Source organism: Mesorhizobium sp. GW821-FHT07A06, assembly GCF_059419085.1.
The window spans coordinates 42,121-60,406 of sequence record NZ_JBWKRC010000005.1 but is presented as its reverse complement, the minus strand read 5'-3'; the positions used below and the strand labels follow the sequence as shown (position 1 = coordinate 60,406).

Sequence of the window (18,286 nt, the reverse complement as noted above, 5' to 3'; positions counted from 1 at the left end):
GAGGGGACCCGATGGCCAAGGCGGTGAAGCAAGCAGCAACCGGCGTCGAGCAGATCGTGCTGGCGATCGACATTGGCGGCTCGCACGTCAAGATCCTGACCAGCGCCGGCGGCACGGAGCGCCGGGACGATTCCGGCCCGGACCTGACGCCGCAGCAGATGATCGACAAGGTGAAGAAGCTCGCCGAGGGCCTCCCCTACGACGTCATATCGATGGGCTATCCAGGCCCGGTGCGTCACAGCAAGCCAGTGCTCGACCCGATGAATCTCGGCAAGGGTTGGGCCGGCTTCGATTTCGCCGCGCAGTTCGGCAAGCCGGTCAAGATGGTCAATGATGCGCTGATGCAAGCCATCGGCAGCTATGAAGGCGGGCGCATGCTGTTCCTGGGCCTCGGCACCGGCCTCGGTGCGGCGATGGTCTTCGACAATGTCGGGCTGCCCATGGAACTCGCCCACCTTCCTTACAAGAAGACCAAGAGCTTCGAGGACTATGTCGGCGAGCGCGGCCTGGAAAGGCGCGGCAAGAGAAAATGGCGCGAATCTGTCTTCGACGTCGTCGACCGGCTGCGCGCCGCCCTGCAACCAGACTATGTCATCATTGGCGGCGGCAATGTCGAAAAGCTCGACGAGTTGCCGCCCGAGTCCAGGCGCGGTGACAACACACGCGCCTTCGAAGGTGGATTTCGTCTGTGGCGAGACAAGGCCTTGATCGTCTGATATTATTACAGTTTAGTATAGTTGTTCAAAATAACGTGTGACGGCGCGCTAGATCATTGCGTTATGCAGATTTGCCGACTAGGAATTTCGCCGCACTGTCCGGCGTGCTCCAGTGGATACGCTCAAGACGCTTCAGCATTTTTGATGTGTGCCCAGTCCTGCCGAAAACGATTCTGATTTTCGAGGCCGTGTGCCACAGACGGAGGAAACATTGACCGACGATAGCAACGACGCTCGCAAAGACATCGACCTTCTCGAGCTGACCGCCCATATCGTGTCCGCTTACGTCGAGAAGAATCGCCTGCCCGTCTCCGGCCTTGCCGACCTCATCGCCAGCGTCGCCACCTCGATCGGCGGGCTCGGAAAGCCGGCCGTGCCGGTGGCGGCCCCCCTGGTTCCCGCTGTCAACCCGAAGAAGTCGGTGACGCCGGATTTCATCATCTGCCTCGAGGACGGCAAGAAGTTCAAATCGCTGAAGCGCCATCTCGGCGTGCATTTCGGCCTGACGCCGGACACTTATCGCGCCAAATGGGGTTTGCCGGCGGACTATCCGATGGTTGCGCCCAACTATGCGGCCTCGCGCTCGGAGCTGGCGAAGTCGATCGGCCTCGGCCGCAAGGCCGTCGAAGTGGTGCCCGTCAAGGCCAAGGGCCGGAAGGCCAAGGTCTCGGCCTGAGAAGATCAGTCCTGAGCCAATCGTTAGGACGACTGGAACAGAAGCCTGCCGGCGAATTCGCCTTGGCAGGCTTCACGTTTTTGTGGCTTGGATGAACCGGACAGGTTTTGGGGGGAAGCGAAGCCATGAACTACACCAGGATGGTGATCGAGAAGGAAGCACCGGAGGAATACGGTTACGACCGCATCCGCTACAATCTCTCCGAAAGCTCGATCGCCGATCAGAAGCTTTCCGACATCGGGCTGTCGCTGCCGGATCTGACGCTGTTCTATGGCGAGCATCGCGGCGACAAGGACTTACGCGCGCTGGTCGCGGCGCAGGATGCCGGCATTTCGCCCGATGACGTGCTGGTCACCGCCGGTGCCGCCGGCGCGCTGTTCATCATCTCGACCTCGCTTTTGTCGACGAGCGACCATCTCGTCGTCATCAGGCCCAACTACGCCACCAACATCGAAACGCCACGCGCGATCGGCTGCGCCATCAGCTTTGTCGACCTCGCCTTCGAGAACGGATTTGCCATCGATGTCGACGCCATCAAGGCCGCGATCCGGCCGACCACGAAGCTGATCAGCGTCACCTGCCCGCACAACCCGACCGGCACGATGATGTCGCGCGCCGATCTCGACGCGCTGGTGGCGCTCGCCGAGGCCCATAACTGCCATTTGCTGGTCGACGAAACCTATCGCGATCTTTCCTATGGCAGGCGGCTGCCGTCGGCGGCCTCGCTGAGCAAGAAGGCGATCAGCGTCTCGTCGCTGTCCAAGGCCTTCGGCATTCCCGGCATCCGCATCGGCTGGCTGATCACCAGGGATGCCGCCCTTCAGGAGACATTCCTCGCCGCCAAGGAACAGATCGGCATCTGCGGCAGCGTCATCGACGAAGGCATTGCGCACGGCATGCTGGAGCGCCGGGACACGTTCCTCGCGGCGCTGCTGCCCGAGATGGCCAAGCGCCGCGATATCGTCCAGGCCTGGATCGATCGCGAGCCGCTGGTCGACTGGGTGCGGCCCGAAGGCGGTGTCGTCGGCTTCCCGCGCCTCAATGTCGAACCCGGCCTGCACCTCGACCGTTTCTACGCGAACCTGCTGGAGAACCACGGCACCTATGTCGGACCCGGCCACTGGTTCGAAATGGAAAAACGCTTCTTCCGCGTCGGTTTTGGCTGGCCGACGGAAGCCGAGTTGAAAGGCGGGCTCGAAGCAATTTCGGCGGCGCTGCGGCAGTAACTTCCTCGTGCAGCCGAAGGAAAAGGTGCAAGGTCCCTTGATCCTGCAGCGATTTTAACGCATATGCGCGCCGAACTTTACTAAGTTTCATTGGCCGGAACAGCGCCCTTTCGGGAAGTGCCCCGCCAGCCGGTGCAATCGCAACGGGGCCTCTCTCCATGACACCAGTACAAACTTCCCCGGAGCAGCGTTACGCCGCCTTCCGGCACAAAGCCTTCCTCAGCTACTGGACGGCACGCTTTCTGACCACTTTCGCGACCATGATCGTCTCCGTCGCCGTCGGCTGGCAGATCTATGATTTGACGCGCGATCCCTTCGACCTTGGCATTGTCGGCATCGTCCAGTTCCTGCCGTCGCTGCTTTTGGTGCTTGTCACGGGTGTTGTTGCCGACCGGTTCGGCCGCCGCCTGATCATGGCTCTGGCCACGGTGGTCGAGGCAAGCTGCGCGCTCGTGCTCCTGTCCTTCACGCTGCACGGCCTCGTCAGTCCGCTGCCGATCTTCGTCGTCCTGGCGCTGTTCGGCATGGCGCGCGCTTTTTACGGACCGGCCTCGTCGTCGCTGTTCGCCAATCTGGTGCCGCCGGAGGATTTCGGCAATGCGATTGCCTGGAACTCGTCCGCCTGGCAGACGGCGACCATCGTTGGGCCGGTCGCGGGCGGCCTGCTCTATGGCGTTTCGCCGGAGGCCGCATACGCCGTCGCTTCGGTGCTGATGCTGGTGGCCGGCCTGCTGATCTTCACCATTCCCAAGCCCGCCCAGCAGACCGCCACCGACAAGCCGACGATGGAGACGCTGTTTGCCGGCTTCCGCTACATCTGGAGCGAGAAGATCGTGCTCGGCGCCATCTCGCTCGATCTCTTCGCCGTGCTCCTGTCCGGCGCCTCCGCGCTGCTGCCGGTCTATGCGCGCGATATTCTTGAACTCGGCCCCTGGGGCCTCGGCCTGCTGCGCTCGGCGCCCGGCATCGGCGCCATCTGCGTCGCCATCTGGCTCGCCGGGCATCCGCTTCGCGACAATGCCGGCAAGATCATGCTCGGCTTTGTCGCTGCCTTCGGCGCCTGCACCGTATTGTTTGGCCTGTCGACCGTCACCTGGCTGTCGATCGTCGCGCTGGCCCTTCTCGGCGCCACCGACATGTTCAGCGTCTACATCAGGGAGACGCTGATCCAGTTGTGGACGCCGGACGCGGTGCGCGGCCGCGTCAACGCCGTCAACCAGGTTTTCGTCGGCGCCTCCAACGAAGTCGGCGAATTCCGCGCTGGCACCATGGCGGCGCTGATCGGCACCGTGCCTGCGGTGGTGATCGGCGGCGTCGGGGCGATCGCGGTGGCGGGACTGTGGGCGTATCTGTTCCCGCAATTGCGCAGGGTGCGGCATCTGAACGGGCGCAACTGACGCTGCTGATGGTCAGCAACATTACATCACCTGTTCACAGGAGCTGCCATGATCACCTGTTACCTGAAATATGTCATCGACCCCTACAAGCTTACCGAGTTTGAAGAATACGGCCGTCGCTGGATCGGTCTGGTCAATCGCCTGGGCGGCAACCATCATGGCTATTTCCTTCCGAGCGAAGGAGCGAACAATATCGCCTATGCCATGTTCAGCTTTCCGAGCCTTGCCGACTACGAGGACTATCGCAAGCGGATGGCGGCCGACCCCGAATGCCAGGAGATGTTTGAAACGGAAAAGCGCAATCGCAGCATTATCAGCTACGAGCGCAGCTTCTTGCGGCCGGTGCTCGAACCCTAGAGAATTTGCAGCGAGACGGTTCTGTCCGGAATTGCGACGCAGCTAACGTACGACCGGCCTGCCGAACACCATGCGCAAAAACTCGTCCAGCCAGCGCTTCAGGTGCATGTCCCAGATCAGCCGGCCGCCGAGGTGATCGCGGCCGGGCTGTGCGCCCGGCAGTTCGAAGCGGTGGGCTCCGCGCACCACCCAGCGCTGCATCATCACCCTTGTCAGTTCGCCATGGAACTGGATGCCCCAGGCATTGTCGCCATAGCGGAAGGCCTGGTTGGGATAGGTCTCGGCCGTCGCCAGCAGTGTCGCGTCGCTGGGCAGCGAAAAACCCTCGCGGTGGAACTGGTAGACCATGTCGGGCCAGTGCATCAGTTTCCTGCCGGCCTCGGTCGCCTTGAGCGGATACCAGCCGATCTCGACCAGCCCTTCGCCGTGCCCCTCGACCTTGCCGCCGAGATGGTTGACCAGCATCTGCGCGCCGAGGCAGATGCCAAGACATGGCCGGTTCTCCTTGAGCGGAATCTTCAGCCAGTCGGTCTCGCGGCGGACGAATTCGTCCTCGTCATTGGCGCTCATCGGCCCGCCGAACACCACCGTGCCGGCGTGGCCATCCAGCGTTTCCGGCAAGGCGTCGCCCAGCGGCGGCCGGCGGATGTCGAGCTCGAAACCCTCTTCGATGAGCATGTGGCCGACGCGTCCGGGGCTCGAATTCTCCTGATGCAGCACGATCAGGATCTTTGGCTTCGAACGCGTTCCGTGCGGCATCTGTAGGCGAGATCCCGTCTATTCGTCGCTGGATGTTCCACGCGCGCCCGGCGCATGCGCCGCCGCCTTGCGGCGCGCCTCGACCCGGTCATGGCGCTCGACGCCGATCAGCTCGGCGACACGCCAGACCGTATTGTCCTCGAGCTCATGCAGCTCGCCATCGGCATAGACGATCTCCCACATCAGGCCGATGAACGCCTTGCGCCCCTCGGCGTCGAGATGGCGCTTGAGCACGCTGGTGAAGGCGTAGAGATCGATCGCCTCGTTGTCGGCGCGTTCGCCGGCGGCGGCGAGCGCTTCCAGTTCGGCGCCGCTGATCGAATAGCTCTCCGCCAGCACCGCCTTGAACCGCTCCCACTCGACGTCCTGGCGCACGCCGTCGGCATTCATCACATGGTAGAGCAGCGCCGAGGCGGCGACACGAGGATCGTCCGTGCTGGCATGCGCGCCGGCGCCGGCCGGCAGGTCCCTGAGAAACGACAGAACGCGTTCGAACATCAATCCATTCCCAAACGGCCCACCGGGCCTGCCCAAATCAAAACAGCCGGAACCGGCGCGGCGACTTCTCCGCCTCGTCGTCCGGATCGACGCCGGGATCGTCCGGCAGCCGCGCCAGTTCCTCCGCCGGCTCGACGGCCTCGGCATCGGCCGGCACCGCCGCGAACGCAGCCGCCGTGACCGGGGTAACATGGTCCTCGCGGCTCTCGACGTCCTTGCCCCTCGCCTCGCTGGCCGGGGCGGCATGATCGATCACGTCGATCGGCTTTTCACTGGCCGGCTTCGCCAGCGCTTCGATGACCGGCACGGCGGCGTCAGGTGCATCGTCACGGCTGTCGATCAACTGGCCAAGCCGCTCCATCGGCGCGCGCCACTCGAAGGCGTCAAGCCGTCCGGTGACCGGCGACACCGGCGCCCAGCGTTCCGACACGACGCCGTCGGCCACCCAGGCCGGGTCCCGGGGTGCCCGCAAAGCCTTGGAGAGCAATTGCCGAACCTTGCCCTGGTCACCGGTCTCGGCCTCCTCGATATCGGCCAGAAGCAGGTACGCACCCTCGCGGCGATCCATCCGGATCGCGGCCTCGGCTTCGCTGCGGGCGGTCGAAAAATCCTGCGCGTCGAGCGCCGCACGCGCCACCGTCATCGAGGATTCGGCGTGGTTCTTCTTCATTTCCTGCAGCTTCTTGGCCCTGTTGAGGCGGTCGAGCACGGCATCGCCCGGACGAGCATGGGTGTAGAGCTCGGCGATCTCGGGATGCGGCTCGGCCCTCCAGGCCGTCTCCAGGATCTTGGAGCCTTTTCGCACATCGTTCTGCTTGAAGAGCGCTGCCGCGGCGGCGACGGCGGCCGGCGCGAAATCCGGCCTGAGCTTGTTCGCCTCCAGCGCCGCCGTCCTGGCGGCGGCGGGATCGCTGTCGGCGAGCGATTGCGCCTTGGCGGTCAACAGCACGGCGCGACGGCGGCTGGCGGCATCGCGTTCGATCTGCCGCGTCGACTTCTGCGCCTCGACCAGCTTCAAGGCGCCGTCCCAGTCACCGCGCGCCGTCAACTCCTCGAGCGTCGATTCGGCCGCCCAGGCCAGTTGCGGCGCAACGGCGGCGGCACGGCCGGCATAGTGGCGGGCGGCATTGCGGTCGCCCAGCCGTTCGGCTTCCAGATAAAGCCCGCGCAGGCCGAGCAGCCGCATTTCGGGATCGTCGAGCATGCTCTCGAATTTCTGCCGCGCGCCTTCATGGTCGCCTTCGAGCAGCGACGCCTGCGCCTCGAGCAGATGGATCAGCGGCTCCTGGTCGGAACGGATCAGTTTGGCCGCTTCCTTGGTCTTCTTGCGGGCCAGCGCGCCATCGCCGGCGCCGGCGGCGATCATGCCGGTCGACAGCGCCTGGTAGCCGCGGTCGCGGCGGCGCACGCGGAAATAGCGCGATATGGTGTAGGGGCTGTTCCACAGCGACCTGACCAGCCACCACAGGATCATCACCGCGGCGACGACGGCGACGATGGCCACCGCAGCCACCATCAGGCTGACCTGATACTGGTAGCCGTTGAAGGTGACGACCATGTCGCCCGGCCGGTCGGCCAGCCAGGCAAAGCCCAGACCGAGCGCGAAGACGACGATGAGGAAGGCGAGCAGGCGGATCATCGTGTTGCCCTCATGCCTTCATCGCGCCGGAGATCAGGGCGTCGACCTGGGTTTCGACCTCGATGCGCGCCTTCAGTTTGCCGGCAAAGTCGGCGCCCGCGGCCTTCGCCGCTTCAGGCAGCGAATTATACTCGGTGAGCGCCTTGGCATAGTCGCCCTGGGTGACCGCCACTTCCATGCGCGCCACGGTTTCGGGTGCGCCCACCCCCTCGACGGCGCCGATCGGCCGGACCTTGACCAGCGATTCGGCGCTCGACATCAGGTTCTGCAGGAAGCCGGCATTCTGGTCGACCGGCGTGGCGGCGGCGACCATGGCATTGGCGGCGGCATCCATCTGCGAGGCGATCTCGGTACGGGTCGGAACGCCCTTTTCGGCATAGGGCCGCAAGGTCCCGAGTTCAGGCGCGTTGGGAGAGATCGCGGCCAGAGTATCGAGTTCCGCCGAGAACGGCGCGCCGCGTTCGAGCGCCGACTTCAAGGCCGACGCGGCAATGGCGAGCGCGATCTTCGGCTGCCCCGCAGCCGCCTCGACCTTGCCGGAAAGCTGCGACACCGACTGCTCCAGCGCGGTCAGCCGGCCATCCCTGGCCTTCGCCGCCTCGTCTGTTGCTTTCACCAGCGCGTCGAGACCGGCCAGTTTTTCGTTGAGCGGCCCGAGATCGACAGGTGCGGCGCTGCCGGCCTTGCCGAGAGCGGCGACCGCGGCTTCGATCTGCTTGACCTTGTCGCCGAGCGCGGCAAGCCCGGCACCGTTGCCGGCGCCACCCTGCTCGACCGCCGATTTCAGCGCCGCGACATCGGCCTTTACCTGCTCCAGACCCGAGGAAAGCCCGACCATCTTGGCCGCCGCGTCATTGTTGCCGCCGGTTTCCTTCAAGCCGGCGATTTCGCTCTTCAGCGAGGCGATCTCGCCATTGACGCCGTCCAGTGAGACGCCGGCGCCGGAACCGGGCGCGCCAAGCAGGCCCGCAAACTGCAGGCCGCCGGCGCCGACCAGCGCGATGACGCCGCCGATAAGGCCGGCGGCAATACCGTTGACGCCGCCACGCTTCGCCGGAGGAGGAGTTGGCGCCATTTTCTCGCCCCGTGTGTCGGTTTTTGCCTTGCTGTCGTCGGCGCGCTTCGCCGACGCGTCCTCGAAATTGTAGTCCGAGGCCCTGGCGGCGTCGGACGGTGCATCCGAACCGGGATAGGGCAGCTCTGGCCCAGCGGCTTTGGCCTCCACGGGCGGCTCTGTCCCGGCCTGCCCGGCGGCATCGGCGTGTTCCCAGGGTTCAAGGTCGGTCTGGTCGGCATGCACCGGCTCTTCGGGAATCTCCGCTTGAGACCCTTCCGCGGCCTGGGCCTCTTCGCTTGTCGCTGGCGACTTCGCGGCATCCTCGTCGACGATACGGGAGACGGCGCCGGGCTCGAGATCGATGGTCACCGGCTCGCGGCGGCTTTTCGAGTGTCGCATCTTCGGCGTCTTGACCATGCCTGGCTCCGCAAAATTCGCTTCGTCTCAACGCCTGGCGGCGCGTGATGGTTCACAAAGGGTCTAGCACATCACCAAGCGGTGAAAAGGGGCGGTGTGATGACGCGGGTCAGCGGGGCGGCGGCAAAAGCGCCAGCAGGGCTTCCTCATCGGGCTCCTCGGCGACGCGGATTGCCTTGCCGCCACTGTCGCCGAAGGCAGCGGCGATGCGCGCGGAAAGAGCGAAAAAACGTGTCTTTTCAAAGGCCCCTTGCAAGTCAGGCCTTGTGGCCAGAACCCGCATCGCGGCGGCCGCCTTGGCCGAATAGAGCAGCACCGCATCGACCGGCCGGCCGGACAGCAGCGCAAGGATGGTGTCATCCGAATGCCGCGCCGGAAGCGTGTCATACGTCTCGATGGCATGGACCAGGACCCCAGCCGCTTCCAGCCTCTGCTCGAACAGCGGAAACCGCACACGGCCGCAGGGATAGACGATTGCCTTGCCGGGAAACGCGGTCGCAAGGCTATCGGCCAACGCCTCGGCATCGCCGGCGCCTTCAACGACCGACGAGAACCCCATCTTGCGAGCCGCTTCGCCGGTCCTGGCGCCCACGGCGTGGCAAGGCAGGGCGGCGAGCGCCGCGATCACTTCCCTGGGGGCATGACGCAAGGCATTGGCGCTGGTGACGGCAACGGCGACAGCGTCATCTGGAATCAGCCCGGCATCGACGGGCAAAGTCGCCGTTTCAGTCAGAGGCAGGAGAACCGGCTGAAAGCCTGTGTCCTGAAGCCGCCGGGCCGTGCGCGAGGCGCCCGGTTCCGGTCTGGTCACCAGGACGCGAAGCATGTTCAGACCCAGCCGTCGAAGAACTTTTCGCCGGCCTTGGCCCGCACCGTCCGCGCGGCCTCATCGCCGATGCGGGCGGCATCCTGAGCTGCTCCTTGCAGTTCGACCGTGTGCGACTGCGTGCCGTCGGGCGAGATGATCAGGCCGGCGAAGGTGAGTTTTCCGGCATCGATCACCGCATAGCCGGCGATCGGCGTGCGGCAGGAACCGTCGAGCGCCGCCAGGAAGGCGCGCTCGCAGGCGAGTGCCTGTCCGGTCGGCACATCGTGGATCGCCACCAGCATCCTCTCGACAGCGCGATCGCCGATGCGCGTCTCGATGCCGATCGCGCCTTGGCCGGGCGCCGGCGGGAATATCTCGAGCGGCATCAAATCGGTGGCGACATGTTCGAGCCCCAGCCGCTTCAGCCCGGCATAAGCGAGGATGGTTCCAGCCGCGACGCCTTCGTCGAGCTTGCGCAGCCGCGTCTGCACATTGCCGCGGAACATCACCACGTCGAGATCCGGCCGCATGCGGCGGATCAGCGCCTGCCGCCTGAGCGATGAAGAGCCCACTTTGGCGCCGCGCGGCAGTTCGGCGATCGTCTTCACCGCCTTGCCGACAAAGGCGTCGCGCGCATCCTCGCGCGGCAGGAAGGCGGAGAGCTCGAGGCCGCCAGGCAATTGCGTCGGCATGTCCTTGGACGAATGGACGGCGATGTCGATCGCGCCGGCGAGCAGGGCTTCCTCGATCTCCTTGGTGAACAGGCCCTTGCCGCCGGCCTCCGACAGCGGACGGTCCTGGATGCGGTCGCCGCTCGTCGAAATGACGACAACCTCGAAGGCATCCGCCGGCATTTTATGCGCCGCCATCAGACGCGCCTGCGTTTCATGCGCCTGGGCGAGCGCCAGCGGGCTGCCGCGTGTTCCGATTTTCAAGGTTGTTTGCATGGCGCGCGGTCCGTGATAACCCCCGGCCAGAGCATTTTGCAGCCAAGTGGAGCCACCTGGCGTCGCGGAAACGCGGCTGGAATAACCGAGGCCTTTTCGGGCTTTCTCCTAACGGGGAAAGGCCCGATAAACAATCTCTTGGGATAGCGACGAATTGATCCGTGTTCTGGGCATTGAGACGAGTTGCGACGAGACAGCCGCCAGTGTCGTGGCGCTCGAAGGCGACGCCGCGCCGAAAATCCTGTCCAACGTCGTGCTTTCCCAGATCGAGGAGCATGCCGCCTTCGGCGGCGTCGTGCCCGAGATTGCCGCGCGCGCCCATGTCGAGGCGCTGGACGGCATCGTCGAGGCGGCCCTAGCCGATTCGGGCACGGCCCTTGCCGATATCGATGCCATCGCCGCCACCGCCGGCCCCGGCCTGGTCGGCGGCCTGATCGTCGGGCTGATGACGGCCAAGGCGATCGCCGCGGCGGCGGGCAAGCCGCTGATCGCCATCAACCACCTGGAAGGCCACGCCTTGACGGCACGGCTGACCGACGGGCTCGAGTTTCCCTATTTGCTGCTGCTCGTCTCCGGCGGTCACACGCAGATCCTGGCCGTGCGCGGTGTCGGCGACTATCAGCGCTGGGCCACCACCATTGATGACGCGCTCGGCGAAGCCTTCGACAAGACCGCCAAGATGCTCGGCCTGCCCTATCCCGGCGGCCCGAATGTCGAGAAGGCGGCACGGAGCGGCGACCCCATGCGCTTTGCCTTTCCCAGGCCGATGAAGGGATCGGCGCAGCCCGATTTCTCCTTCTCCGGCCTGAAGACCGCCGTGCGCCAGGCCGCCACGGCGATCGAGCCGCTGAGCGACCAGGACGTCGCCGACATCTGCGCCTCATTCCAGGCGGCGGTCGCCGATGCGCTTGCCGACCGTGTATCGCGCGCGTTGGCACGGTTCAGCGAAACATTTCCCGGCACCAGGAACCCGGCGCTGGTCGTCGCCGGCGGCGTCGCCGCCAACCGCACGATCAAGGCGACGCTGGAGCGGCTTTGCGCCCAGGCCGGTTTCACCTTTGTCGCGCCGCCGCTGAAACTTTGCACCGACAATGCGGCGATGATCGCCTGGGCCGGCATCGAGCGCCTGCGCGAAGGCATGGCGCAGGAGAACGGCTTCGATTTCGTGCCGCGTTCGCGCTGGCCGCTGGACAGCATCTCGGCGCCGATGGTCGGCTCCGGCCGGCGCGGAGCCAAGGCATGACGGGTGAAGCCAGGAACAATCCAGGCAAAAGCGGCTGGCGTGTCGCCGTGCTCGGCGGCGGCGCCTGGGGCACGGCGCTGGCGCTGGCCATGCTGCGCGCCGGACATGCGGTGCGGCTCTTCGCGCGCGATCCGGAAACCGTGGCCGCGATCGGCCGGGGCCAGAACCCGCGCTACCTGCCCGGCATCGCGATTGCGCCCGGCATCGAAGCGACATCGGACATCAGGGCGGCGCTCGCCGGTGCCGATTGCGTGTTGGCGGTGACACCGGCGCAGTCCTTGCGGGCGACGCTGGCGGCCGCGAAGGACCATATTCCGGACGGCATCCCGCTCGTTCTCTGCGCCAAGGGCATCGAGCGCGACACCGGCTCCTTGCTGTCGGCGATTGTCACCGAGATCCTGCCGCGAAACCCTGTCGCCGCCTTGTCTGGCCCGAGCTTCGCCACCGATGTCGCCCGAGGCCTGCCGACAGCGGTAGTGGTGGCCGCCGGCGACGAGGCCCTGGCGGCCGACCTCGCTGCCCGCTTTTCCGCGGAGAATCTGCGTTGCTATTCGAGCGACGACCTGATCGGCGTCGAGATCGGCGGCGCCCTGAAGAATGTCTTTGCGATTGCCGCGGGTGCCGTCACCGGCGCCGGGCTCGGCGCCAGCGCCCAGGCCGCGATGGTGACGCGTGGCTTCGTCGAACTGCGCCGCATCGGCGCGGCCTTCGGCGCCCGGCCAGAGACGCTGATGGGGCTTTCCGGCCTTGGCGACCTGCTGCTGACCTGCTCGTCGGCGCAATCGCGCAATTTCGCCTACGGGCTGGCGCTCGGGCAGGGCAAGTCGCTTTCCGGACTGCCGCTGGCGGAAGGCGTGCCGACCGCGGCGATCGCCGCTCGCATCGCCGCCGAACGCGGCATCGACGCCCCGATCATCACCGCAGTCGCTGCCATACTGGACGGCACCATCACCATCCGCCAGGCTGTGACGGCCTTGATGACCCGGCCGCTGAAGACCGAAACCAACGATTGATCCCCACGACTTTGATCCCCCAAATCCCAATCCGCCAAATCTCGACCCCAAGACCAGGAGAAAAACCATGCTGTTTGCTTTGATTTGCAAGGACAAGCCGGGAAGCCTGCAGGTGCGCCTCGACACGCGGCCCGAGCATGTCGCCTTTCTCGAGGGGCTGAATGGCGACAAGAAACTGGCGTTTGCCGGTCCGTTCCTCGATGCCGACGGCAAGCCCAATGGCAGCCTCGTGGTCGTCGAGGCGCCGGATCTGGCGGGAGCGCAGGCCCTGTCGGCCGCCGACCCCTATGCCAAGGCCGGACTGTTCGAAAACGTCGAAATCCGCCCGTGGAACTGGACGTTCAACAAGCCGGCGGCTAGTTAATCTCGGTCGCTCGCAGCAGGGCCGCAAGGAGAGAAGAAATGAACTACTGGCTGTTCAAATCGGAGCCGTTCAAGTTCTCCTTCGAGATGCTGAAGGCCAAGGGCAAAGCCGGCACGCAGTGGGATGGCGTACGCAATTACGCCGCCCGCAACAACATGAAGGCCATGCAGATCGGCGATCTCGGCTTCTTCTACCATTCCAACGAGGGGCTGAACGTGGTCGGCATCGCCGAGGTCTGCGCGCTCGCCCATCCCGACACCACGTCGGACGATCCGCGTTGGGAGTGCGTCGATGTCCGCGCTTTCAAGGATGTCCCCAACCCGCCGACGCTGGCGGAGATCAAGGCCAACCCGAAGCTTGCCGAGATGGCGCTGGTGCGGCTTGGACGGCTTTCCGTGCAGCCGGTCACCCCGGCCGAATGGAAGGAAGTCTGCCGCATGGGCGGCTTGACGCCGGCTCCGTGACCGCCCTCACCCCGCACAGCGCCAGGCAGTTCATCCTCGACAACACCGCGCTGATGGCGCCGCCGCATGTACCTGAGATTCTGCTTCATCTTGCCGATGAAGCGCACGATCTTTGGCAGCGCACCGAGGACGAACTGGTCGAGATCGGCCTGCCGCCACCCTTCTGGGCCTTCGCCTGGGCCGGCGGCCAGGGCCTCGCCCGCTATATCCTGGACAATCCCGAGACGGTGCGGGCCAAGCGCGTGCTCGACTTCGCCTCGGGTTCCGGCCTTGTCGGGATCGCCGCCGCCAGGGCGGGTGCTGCCCAAGTGACCGCCGCCGACATCGATCCGTTCTGCGCCACCGCCATACGTCTCAATGGTGAGGCCAATGGCGTCGGCGTCGATTTCCTAGGCATGGACTGCATCGGCACCGATGCGGGCTGGGATGTGATCCTCGCCGGTGACGTTTTCTACGACAGATCCTTCGCCGACCGCCTGATGCCGTGGTTCGCAACGCTCAAGGCGCGTGGCGCCGAGATCCTCGTGGGAGATCCCGGCCGGTCGTATCTGCCAGGATCAGGGCTGGAACCGCTTGCGGTCTATGAGGTCGCCGTCACGCGGGCACTGGAGGATTCGCTGGTCAAGCGCACCACCGTCTGGCGCTTTGCTTGACGCCACCGCCGAACAGGCGTTTCCATAAAATCCGCATCGGAGGGGCAAGCTCATGGATTTTTCGGCAGTGAACTGGCTGGCGGTGATCGCCGCCGCCGTCTTGGCCTGGCTGTTCGGAGCCGCCTGGTACATGGCCCTGAGCAAAGCGTGGCTGAAGGCGGCCAGGCTCGATCCGGCGACGATGAAGAAATCGCCGTTGCCTTTCGTCATCAGCTTCATCGCCGAACTGGTCATGGCCTATATCATGGCCCTGGTCGTCGGCGCGATGACCGGCGGCGAGCCGACACTGCTTGCCGGGCTTGTCTTCGGCTTCGTGCTGTGGCTGGGTTTCATCGCGACAACGCTGTCGGTAAATCATCGCTACGAGAATTTCGGCTGGGACCTGACCCTCATCGATGGCGGTCACTGGCTGGGTGTGCTGTTGATCATCGGTGCGGTGATCGGCTGGTTCGGTGCCGCGGCAAGCTGAGAGTGGGTTGACGATGGCAGATGAGTCCGGTTTCCCGCGCGACCTGGTGTTCACCCGGGTCTGCCACGTCAAACAGGGCTATGACGACCGGCGCCGCCACATTGTCCGCGAATTCGAGCGGCGCGGCGTGCCGGTCTATTTCTATACCGACTGGGATCAGGCCGACATCACGCCGGAGATCCGCGACGAGTTGATCGCGCCGGCCTTTACCCACCCTCCGGCCGTCTCGCTGGCGCTGAAGCATGTCGGCATCTGGCGCGATTTCCTCGAGACCGACCAGCCTTATTGCCTGGTGTTCGAGGACGACGTGTTCCTCGCCCGCGACTTCGTCGCCAAGTTCCGGCAGGGACTGGCCGAGCTCGGCAGCCCCAAGCGCAAGGCCGTCATCTATCTCGGCAATGGCAGCAACTACTACACACCGAGCTGGAAACTGCGGAAGGGTCAAAGGCTCTACCCGGCACTGCATGCGCGCTGTGCCGATTCCTATCTCATCACCCGGCCTGTGGCGGAAGCGCGCTGCGCCTGGGTCGACCGCAACAAGATCTTCACGGCGATCGACCACCAGATCGAACAGATGGACGAAGAGCTGGGGGTCGAAATGTTGTGGTTCGAACGGCCGATCGCTGAACAGGGAAGCGAAAATGGCGCATTCCACACGTCCGTTTCCGGCAAGCCGCATTCGCTTCTGTACAAAAGCCTGAAATGGAAGTGGAAGAAATACACCCGCATGATCTTCGGCCACAACGCCAGGTCGTGAGCTCAATCTGGCCGTGATGATCTATGCCTTGTCCGTCGTTCGCGTCCTGGCCACTTCCTCCAGTATCCATTCACGGAAAGCGACGATGCGGGGGTCGTCAACCATCCCCTGGGGATAGACCAGGAAATAGGCGTATTCGGGCGCGACCTTGATGCTGAGCGCGAAGGGCTGCACCAGCCGGCCTTCGGAAAGGTCGTTCGCCACCATGGCGAAATCGGCGAGTGCGACGGCGTTGCCGTCGAGCGCCGCCTGGACCGCATCCGTGGAGGTGCCGAAGACAACGGTGCGGCTGTCGTCGAAATCGTCGACACCGGCCGCCGCCATCCACATGCGCCAGTTCGGCCATGTCACCCCCTGCCGCGCCCATTCGATATGGGCGAGCGTGTGGAGGAAGAGGTCGCGCGGTTCGCGCAACGGTGGCCCGGACGCCAGCAGGCCTGGGCTGCACACCGGGATGATGATGTTGTCGAACAGGCGGTGCGCGCAAAGCCCCGGATATTTCCCGGCGCCGAAGCGGATGCCGACATCGACATCATCCAGGTCGAAATCACGCAGCCCGTAGGCGATGTCGAACCTGAGCTCGATCCCCGGCCTTTGCTTGCGGAAATCCTCGACGCGCCGCATCAGCCATTTCGCCGCGAACTGGGCATCCAGCGTTACCTTCAGAAACTCCGTCCCGCGTGCCATCTTGCGCGCCCGCATGACGGCCCGCCCAAGCAGGTCGAGCGTGTCGGTCGCGGCCTCGAACAGCACCGTGCCCGCCTCCGTCAGACGGATGGTGCGGCTGGTGCGCGTGAAAAGCACGATGCCGAGCTGATCCTCGATTTCCTTGATCTGGTGGCTGACCGCCGCCGGCGTCAGCCCAAGTTCGTCGGCGGCGCGAGTGAAATTGAGGTGACGCGCCGCCGCCTCCAGCGTCCTCAACGCCCGCGTTCCCGGCAGCAGGGTTGCCATCAGCGCGTAACCCGGGAAAAGTGTTCCATGGCACCTCAATCCTCAAATAAAACTTGATGATTGAGAAAAAACTACTCGTTTCCTTCCAAGATTTCAATCCGGCATGATGCACGCACTGAAACACCATCAAACCGGATTTGAAGTCAGGAAGAACGGATCACACCATGTCTCACATCGCTCTTCACCCCGCCTGTACCGCCCGGCCGGCACGGCTGTCGGCGATCCGCGACTGGCTGCGTCAGGCCAGGGTCGCGATCAACCTTCCTCACCAGAACGTCGAGGACCTGTCCGATCACCAGCTGCGCGACATCGGCGCCGGGCGCAAGGACATCGCCCGCGCCATGGACCGCGAGATCGGCCGGCTGGGTCTGCTCGACATCGGCTGGCAGCAGCCCCGGAGGAGGCGATAGGGGAGTAAGGCAGTACGGCAGCAGGGGAAATGCAAGGCGGCACCGGAAGACACGCCCTACTGCCCTACTGCCCTACTGCCCTACTGCCCTTTCCTACCTCACCACCCTGACCACCGTCCGGGCCGACAGCAGCGGCAGCAACCGCGCCATCGTGCGTGCGCTCACCGCGACGCAGCCTTGCGTCGGTGTGAAACCGGGACGCGCCAGGTGGAAGAAGATGGCGCTGCCGCGCCCCCTGCGGCGTGGCGCGATGTTCCAGTCGAGCACCAGGCAGGCATCATAGAGATCGTCGTCGCGCCGCATGCGTTCGTGGCTGGCGCGGTAGGGAATCTTGACCGGACGGTTGTAGTTGCGGTCGTCAGGAACCTCGCACCAGCCGAGATCGGGCCCGATCGGCGTCATCGCCAGACGCGTCCGGCGACCGCCGGCGAACTGATCTCCCCGAAAATAACCCGACAGGATCCGCATCGAGCCCAGCGGCGTGGCGCCGTCGCCCTCGCGCTTGTCGGCCGAGATGCCGCCATGCCCCAACGCGCAGGCAAACACCGCATTGCCGGCCTGCAAAAGGCCCTGGCTGGGGTGGCCGGGCCTCGCCCGCACGGTCAGCACGCGCAGCCGTTTTACCAAAATTGCGCCGGCTGCATTGCGATCGTGTTTTTTCTTGTATGATCGTGCCACTGAACAAATCACTGTGATCGGCTATTGTGTCGGCCAGCTTCCGCATAAATACGCAGCGGTCAACTGAATTTCATTTTCAAAACAACGGATTGATCCATGACTTCACGCACCATCCTGATCGTCGACGACGATGACGACCTGCGCGGCACGTTGGTCGAGCAACTCGCCCTCTACGAGGAATTCGACGTGCAGCAGGAAGCGACTGCGGCAAAAGGCGTCACGGCGGCACGCGGCGGCCTCATCGACCTGCTTATCATGGATGTCGGCCTGCCCGACATGGATGGCCGCGAGGCCGTCAAGATCCTGCGCAAGGGCGGCTACAAGGCGCCCATCATCATGCTGACCGGCCACGACACCGATTCGGACACGATTCTGGGTCTCGAGGCCGGCGCCAACGACTATGTGACGAAGCCTTTCCGCTTCGCGGTGCTGCTTGCGCGCATCCGCGCCCAGTTGCGCCAGCATGAGCAGAGCGAGGACGCCACGTTCTCGGTCGGCCCCTACACCTTCAAACCCAGCCAGAAGCTGCTCATCGACCCGCGCGGCGGCAAGGTGCGGCTGACGGAGAAGGAAGCCTCGATCATCAAATATCTCTATCGCGCCGACCAGAAAGTGGTGACGCGCGACGTGCTGCTCGAGGAGGTCTGGGGCTACAATTCCGGTGTCACCACGCACACGCTGGAAACCCATGTCTATCGTCTGCGCCAGAAGATCGAGCGCGATCCTTCCAATGCGGAAATTCTTGTGACAGAAAGCGGCGGCTACAAGCTGGTTCCTTAAACAT

The 18,286-nt window shown here is 64.9% G+C and carries 22 protein-coding genes; 14 read left to right on the top strand and 8 right to left on the bottom strand.

The genetic code is table 11. The annotated features are described in order from the left end of the window. The first annotated feature begins 11 nt into the window (after positions 1 to 11). From AC07SZ_RS17365 to AC07SZ_RS17345, 5 genes are all read left to right on the top strand, one after another. A complete protein-coding gene (locus tag AC07SZ_RS17365) occupies positions 12 to 716 on the top strand; it encodes an ROK family protein (RefSeq protein ID WP_494915540.1) in 705 nt (234 codons plus the stop codon). Between the two features lie 211 nt (positions 717 to 927). Then, positions 928 to 1,392 (top strand): Ros/MucR family transcriptional regulator, encoded by a 465-nt coding sequence (locus tag AC07SZ_RS17360; RefSeq protein WP_494915221.1) that lies wholly within the window; start codon positions 928 to 930, stop codon positions 1,390 to 1,392. Between the two features lie 125 nt (positions 1,393 to 1,517). Then, a complete protein-coding gene (locus AC07SZ_RS17355) occupies positions 1,518 to 2,618 on the top strand; it encodes an aminotransferase class I/II-fold pyridoxal phosphate-dependent enzyme (RefSeq protein WP_056574782.1) in 1,101 nt (366 codons plus the stop codon). A gap of 158 nt (positions 2,619 to 2,776) precedes the next feature. Next, positions 2,777 to 4,015: an MFS transporter gene (locus tag AC07SZ_RS17350; protein ID WP_056574779.1), complete on the top strand. Its 1,239-nt coding sequence runs from the start codon at positions 2,777 to 2,779 to the stop codon at positions 4,013 to 4,015. Positions 4,016 to 4,063: 48 nt separating this feature from the next. Further along, positions 4,064 to 4,372, top strand: coding sequence for an NIPSNAP family protein (locus tag AC07SZ_RS17345; RefSeq protein WP_494915219.1), 309 nt, complete (start codon positions 4,064 to 4,066; stop codon positions 4,370 to 4,372). Between the two features lie 42 nt (positions 4,373 to 4,414). Here AC07SZ_RS17345 and AC07SZ_RS17340 read toward each other — a convergent pair whose 3' ends face one another. The 6 genes from AC07SZ_RS17340 to hemC all read right to left on the bottom strand — a co-directional run bounded on the left by AC07SZ_RS17340 (position 4,415) and on the right by hemC (position 10,497). Then, positions 4,415 to 5,131, bottom strand: a complete 717-nt coding sequence (locus tag AC07SZ_RS17340) for a glutamine amidotransferase (RefSeq protein ID WP_056574773.1) — start codon at positions 5,129 to 5,131, stop codon at positions 4,415 to 4,417. Positions 5,132 to 5,149: 18 nt separating this feature from the next. Beyond that, complete coding sequence (locus AC07SZ_RS17335) at positions 5,150 to 5,629, bottom strand: tellurite resistance TerB family protein (RefSeq protein WP_056574771.1); 480 nt, start codon at positions 5,627 to 5,629, stop codon at positions 5,150 to 5,152. A 37-nt stretch (positions 5,630 to 5,666) separates the two neighbouring features. Next, complete coding sequence (locus tag AC07SZ_RS17330) at positions 5,667 to 7,268, bottom strand: heme biosynthesis protein HemY (RefSeq protein WP_172371786.1); 1,602 nt, start codon at positions 7,266 to 7,268, stop codon at positions 5,667 to 5,669. Positions 7,269 to 7,278: 10 nt separating this feature from the next. Further along, positions 7,279 to 8,742 carry a COG4223 family protein gene (locus AC07SZ_RS17325; RefSeq protein ID WP_494915218.1) on the bottom strand — a complete coding sequence of 488 codons (1,464 nt, stop codon included), beginning with the start codon at positions 8,740 to 8,742 and terminating at the stop codon, positions 7,279 to 7,281. Positions 8,743 to 8,851: 109 nt separating this feature from the next. Then, on the bottom strand, positions 8,852 to 9,568 hold the full coding sequence (locus tag AC07SZ_RS17320; RefSeq protein WP_494915216.1) for a uroporphyrinogen-III synthase: 717 nt from the start codon (positions 9,566 to 9,568) through the stop codon (positions 8,852 to 8,854). Between the two features lie 2 nt (positions 9,569 to 9,570). Beyond that, positions 9,571 to 10,497 (bottom strand): hydroxymethylbilane synthase, encoded by a 927-nt coding sequence (gene hemC, locus AC07SZ_RS17315; RefSeq protein ID WP_056574761.1) that lies wholly within the window; start codon positions 10,495 to 10,497, stop codon positions 9,571 to 9,573. A gap of 157 nt (positions 10,498 to 10,654) precedes the next feature. On the opposite strand from hemC, the gene tsaD reads away from it, so the two are divergent. From tsaD to AC07SZ_RS17280, 7 genes are all read left to right on the top strand, one after another. Further along, positions 10,655 to 11,740 (top strand): tRNA (adenosine(37)-N6)-threonylcarbamoyltransferase complex transferase subunit TsaD, encoded by a 1,086-nt coding sequence (tsaD, locus tag AC07SZ_RS17310; RefSeq protein ID WP_171883344.1) that lies wholly within the window; start codon positions 10,655 to 10,657, stop codon positions 11,738 to 11,740. Beyond that, positions 11,737 to 12,753, top strand: coding sequence for an NAD(P)H-dependent glycerol-3-phosphate dehydrogenase (locus AC07SZ_RS17305; RefSeq protein ID WP_056574756.1), 1,017 nt, complete (start codon positions 11,737 to 11,739; stop codon positions 12,751 to 12,753). Before tsaD ends, AC07SZ_RS17305 begins: the two co-directional genes overlap by 4 nt. A gap of 67 nt (positions 12,754 to 12,820) precedes the next feature. After that, positions 12,821 to 13,117, top strand: coding sequence for a YciI-like protein (locus tag AC07SZ_RS17300; protein WP_056574754.1), 297 nt, complete (start codon positions 12,821 to 12,823; stop codon positions 13,115 to 13,117). A 38-nt stretch (positions 13,118 to 13,155) separates the two neighbouring features. Beyond that, positions 13,156 to 13,581, top strand: coding sequence for an EVE domain-containing protein (locus AC07SZ_RS17295; RefSeq protein ID WP_056574751.1), 426 nt, complete (start codon positions 13,156 to 13,158; stop codon positions 13,579 to 13,581). Beyond that, positions 13,578 to 14,234, top strand: a complete 657-nt coding sequence (locus AC07SZ_RS17290) for a class I SAM-dependent methyltransferase (protein WP_056576411.1) — start codon at positions 13,578 to 13,580, stop codon at positions 14,232 to 14,234. Before AC07SZ_RS17295 ends, AC07SZ_RS17290 begins: the two co-directional genes overlap by 4 nt. Positions 14,235 to 14,286: 52 nt before the next feature. Beyond that, on the top strand, positions 14,287 to 14,703 hold the full coding sequence (locus tag AC07SZ_RS17285; RefSeq protein WP_172371782.1) for a DUF1761 domain-containing protein: 417 nt from the start codon (positions 14,287 to 14,289) through the stop codon (positions 14,701 to 14,703). 13 nt (positions 14,704 to 14,716) lie between these two features. Continuing rightward, positions 14,717 to 15,460, top strand: a complete 744-nt coding sequence (locus AC07SZ_RS17280) for a glycosyltransferase family 25 protein (protein WP_056574746.1) — start codon at positions 14,717 to 14,719, stop codon at positions 15,458 to 15,460. A 21-nt stretch (positions 15,461 to 15,481) separates the two neighbouring features. Here the strand turns inward: AC07SZ_RS17280 and gcvA are convergent, their stop codons facing one another. Beyond that, positions 15,482 to 16,414, bottom strand: a complete 933-nt coding sequence (gcvA, locus tag AC07SZ_RS17275) for a transcriptional regulator GcvA (RefSeq protein WP_056574743.1) — start codon at positions 16,412 to 16,414, stop codon at positions 15,482 to 15,484. A 164-nt stretch (positions 16,415 to 16,578) separates the two neighbouring features. Between gcvA and AC07SZ_RS17270 the strand changes: the two genes are divergently transcribed. Then, on the top strand, positions 16,579 to 16,824 hold the full coding sequence (locus AC07SZ_RS17270) for a hypothetical protein (protein WP_494915212.1): 246 nt from the start codon (positions 16,579 to 16,581) through the stop codon (positions 16,822 to 16,824). A 93-nt stretch (positions 16,825 to 16,917) separates the two neighbouring features. On the opposite strand, the gene AC07SZ_RS17265 is transcribed toward AC07SZ_RS17270, so the two are convergent. After that, positions 16,918 to 17,454 (bottom strand): L,D-transpeptidase family protein, encoded by a 537-nt coding sequence (locus AC07SZ_RS17265; protein ID WP_171883343.1) that lies wholly within the window; start codon positions 17,452 to 17,454, stop codon positions 16,918 to 16,920. Between the two features lie 144 nt (positions 17,455 to 17,598). Here AC07SZ_RS17265 and AC07SZ_RS17260 point away from each other — a divergent pair, with 144 nt between their 5' ends. Further along, complete coding sequence (locus AC07SZ_RS17260; RefSeq protein WP_056574733.1) at positions 17,599 to 18,282, top strand: response regulator transcription factor; 684 nt, start codon at positions 17,599 to 17,601, stop codon at positions 18,280 to 18,282. Positions 18,283 to 18,286: the final 4 nt, after the last annotated feature.

Coding starts and splice junctions, on each gene's coding strand:
- AC07SZ_RS17335 (WP_056574771.1), bottom strand. CDS start 5,629: ATGTTCGAACGCGTTCTGTCGTTTCTCAGGGACCTGCCGGCCGGCGCC.
- AC07SZ_RS17260 (WP_056574733.1), top strand. CDS start 17,599: ATGACTTCACGCACCATCCTGATCGTCGACGACGATGACGACCTGCGC.
- AC07SZ_RS17350 (WP_056574779.1), top strand. CDS start 2,777: ATGACACCAGTACAAACTTCCCCGGAGCAGCGTTACGCCGCCTTCCGG.
- AC07SZ_RS17340 (WP_056574773.1), bottom strand. CDS start 5,131: ATGCCGCACGGAACGCGTTCGAAGCCAAAGATCCTGATCGTGCTGCAT.
- AC07SZ_RS17285 (WP_172371782.1), top strand. CDS start 14,287: ATGGATTTTTCGGCAGTGAACTGGCTGGCGGTGATCGCCGCCGCCGTC.
- AC07SZ_RS17345 (WP_494915219.1), top strand. CDS start 4,064: ATGATCACCTGTTACCTGAAATATGTCATCGACCCCTACAAGCTTACC.
- AC07SZ_RS17325 (WP_494915218.1), bottom strand. CDS start 8,742: ATGGTCAAGACGCCGAAGATGCGACACTCGAAAAGCCGCCGCGAGCCG.
- AC07SZ_RS17295 (WP_056574751.1), top strand. CDS start 13,156: ATGAACTACTGGCTGTTCAAATCGGAGCCGTTCAAGTTCTCCTTCGAG.
- AC07SZ_RS17300 (WP_056574754.1), top strand. CDS start 12,821: ATGCTGTTTGCTTTGATTTGCAAGGACAAGCCGGGAAGCCTGCAGGTG.
- AC07SZ_RS17320 (WP_494915216.1), bottom strand. CDS start 9,568: ATGCTTCGCGTCCTGGTGACCAGACCGGAACCGGGCGCCTCGCGCACG.
- AC07SZ_RS17280 (WP_056574746.1), top strand. CDS start 14,717: ATGGCAGATGAGTCCGGTTTCCCGCGCGACCTGGTGTTCACCCGGGTC.
- AC07SZ_RS17270 (WP_494915212.1), top strand. CDS start 16,579: ATGTCTCACATCGCTCTTCACCCCGCCTGTACCGCCCGGCCGGCACGG.
- gcvA (WP_056574743.1), bottom strand. CDS start 16,414: ATGGCAACCCTGCTGCCGGGAACGCGGGCGTTGAGGACGCTGGAGGCG.
- AC07SZ_RS17355 (WP_056574782.1), top strand. CDS start 1,518: ATGAACTACACCAGGATGGTGATCGAGAAGGAAGCACCGGAGGAATAC.
- AC07SZ_RS17305 (WP_056574756.1), top strand. CDS start 11,737: ATGACGGGTGAAGCCAGGAACAATCCAGGCAAAAGCGGCTGGCGTGTC.
- AC07SZ_RS17365 (WP_494915540.1), top strand. CDS start 12: ATGGCCAAGGCGGTGAAGCAAGCAGCAACCGGCGTCGAGCAGATCGTG.
- AC07SZ_RS17330 (WP_172371786.1), bottom strand. CDS start 7,268: ATGATCCGCCTGCTCGCCTTCCTCATCGTCGTCTTCGCGCTCGGTCTG.
- hemC (WP_056574761.1), bottom strand. CDS start 10,497: ATGCAAACAACCTTGAAAATCGGAACACGCGGCAGCCCGCTGGCGCTC.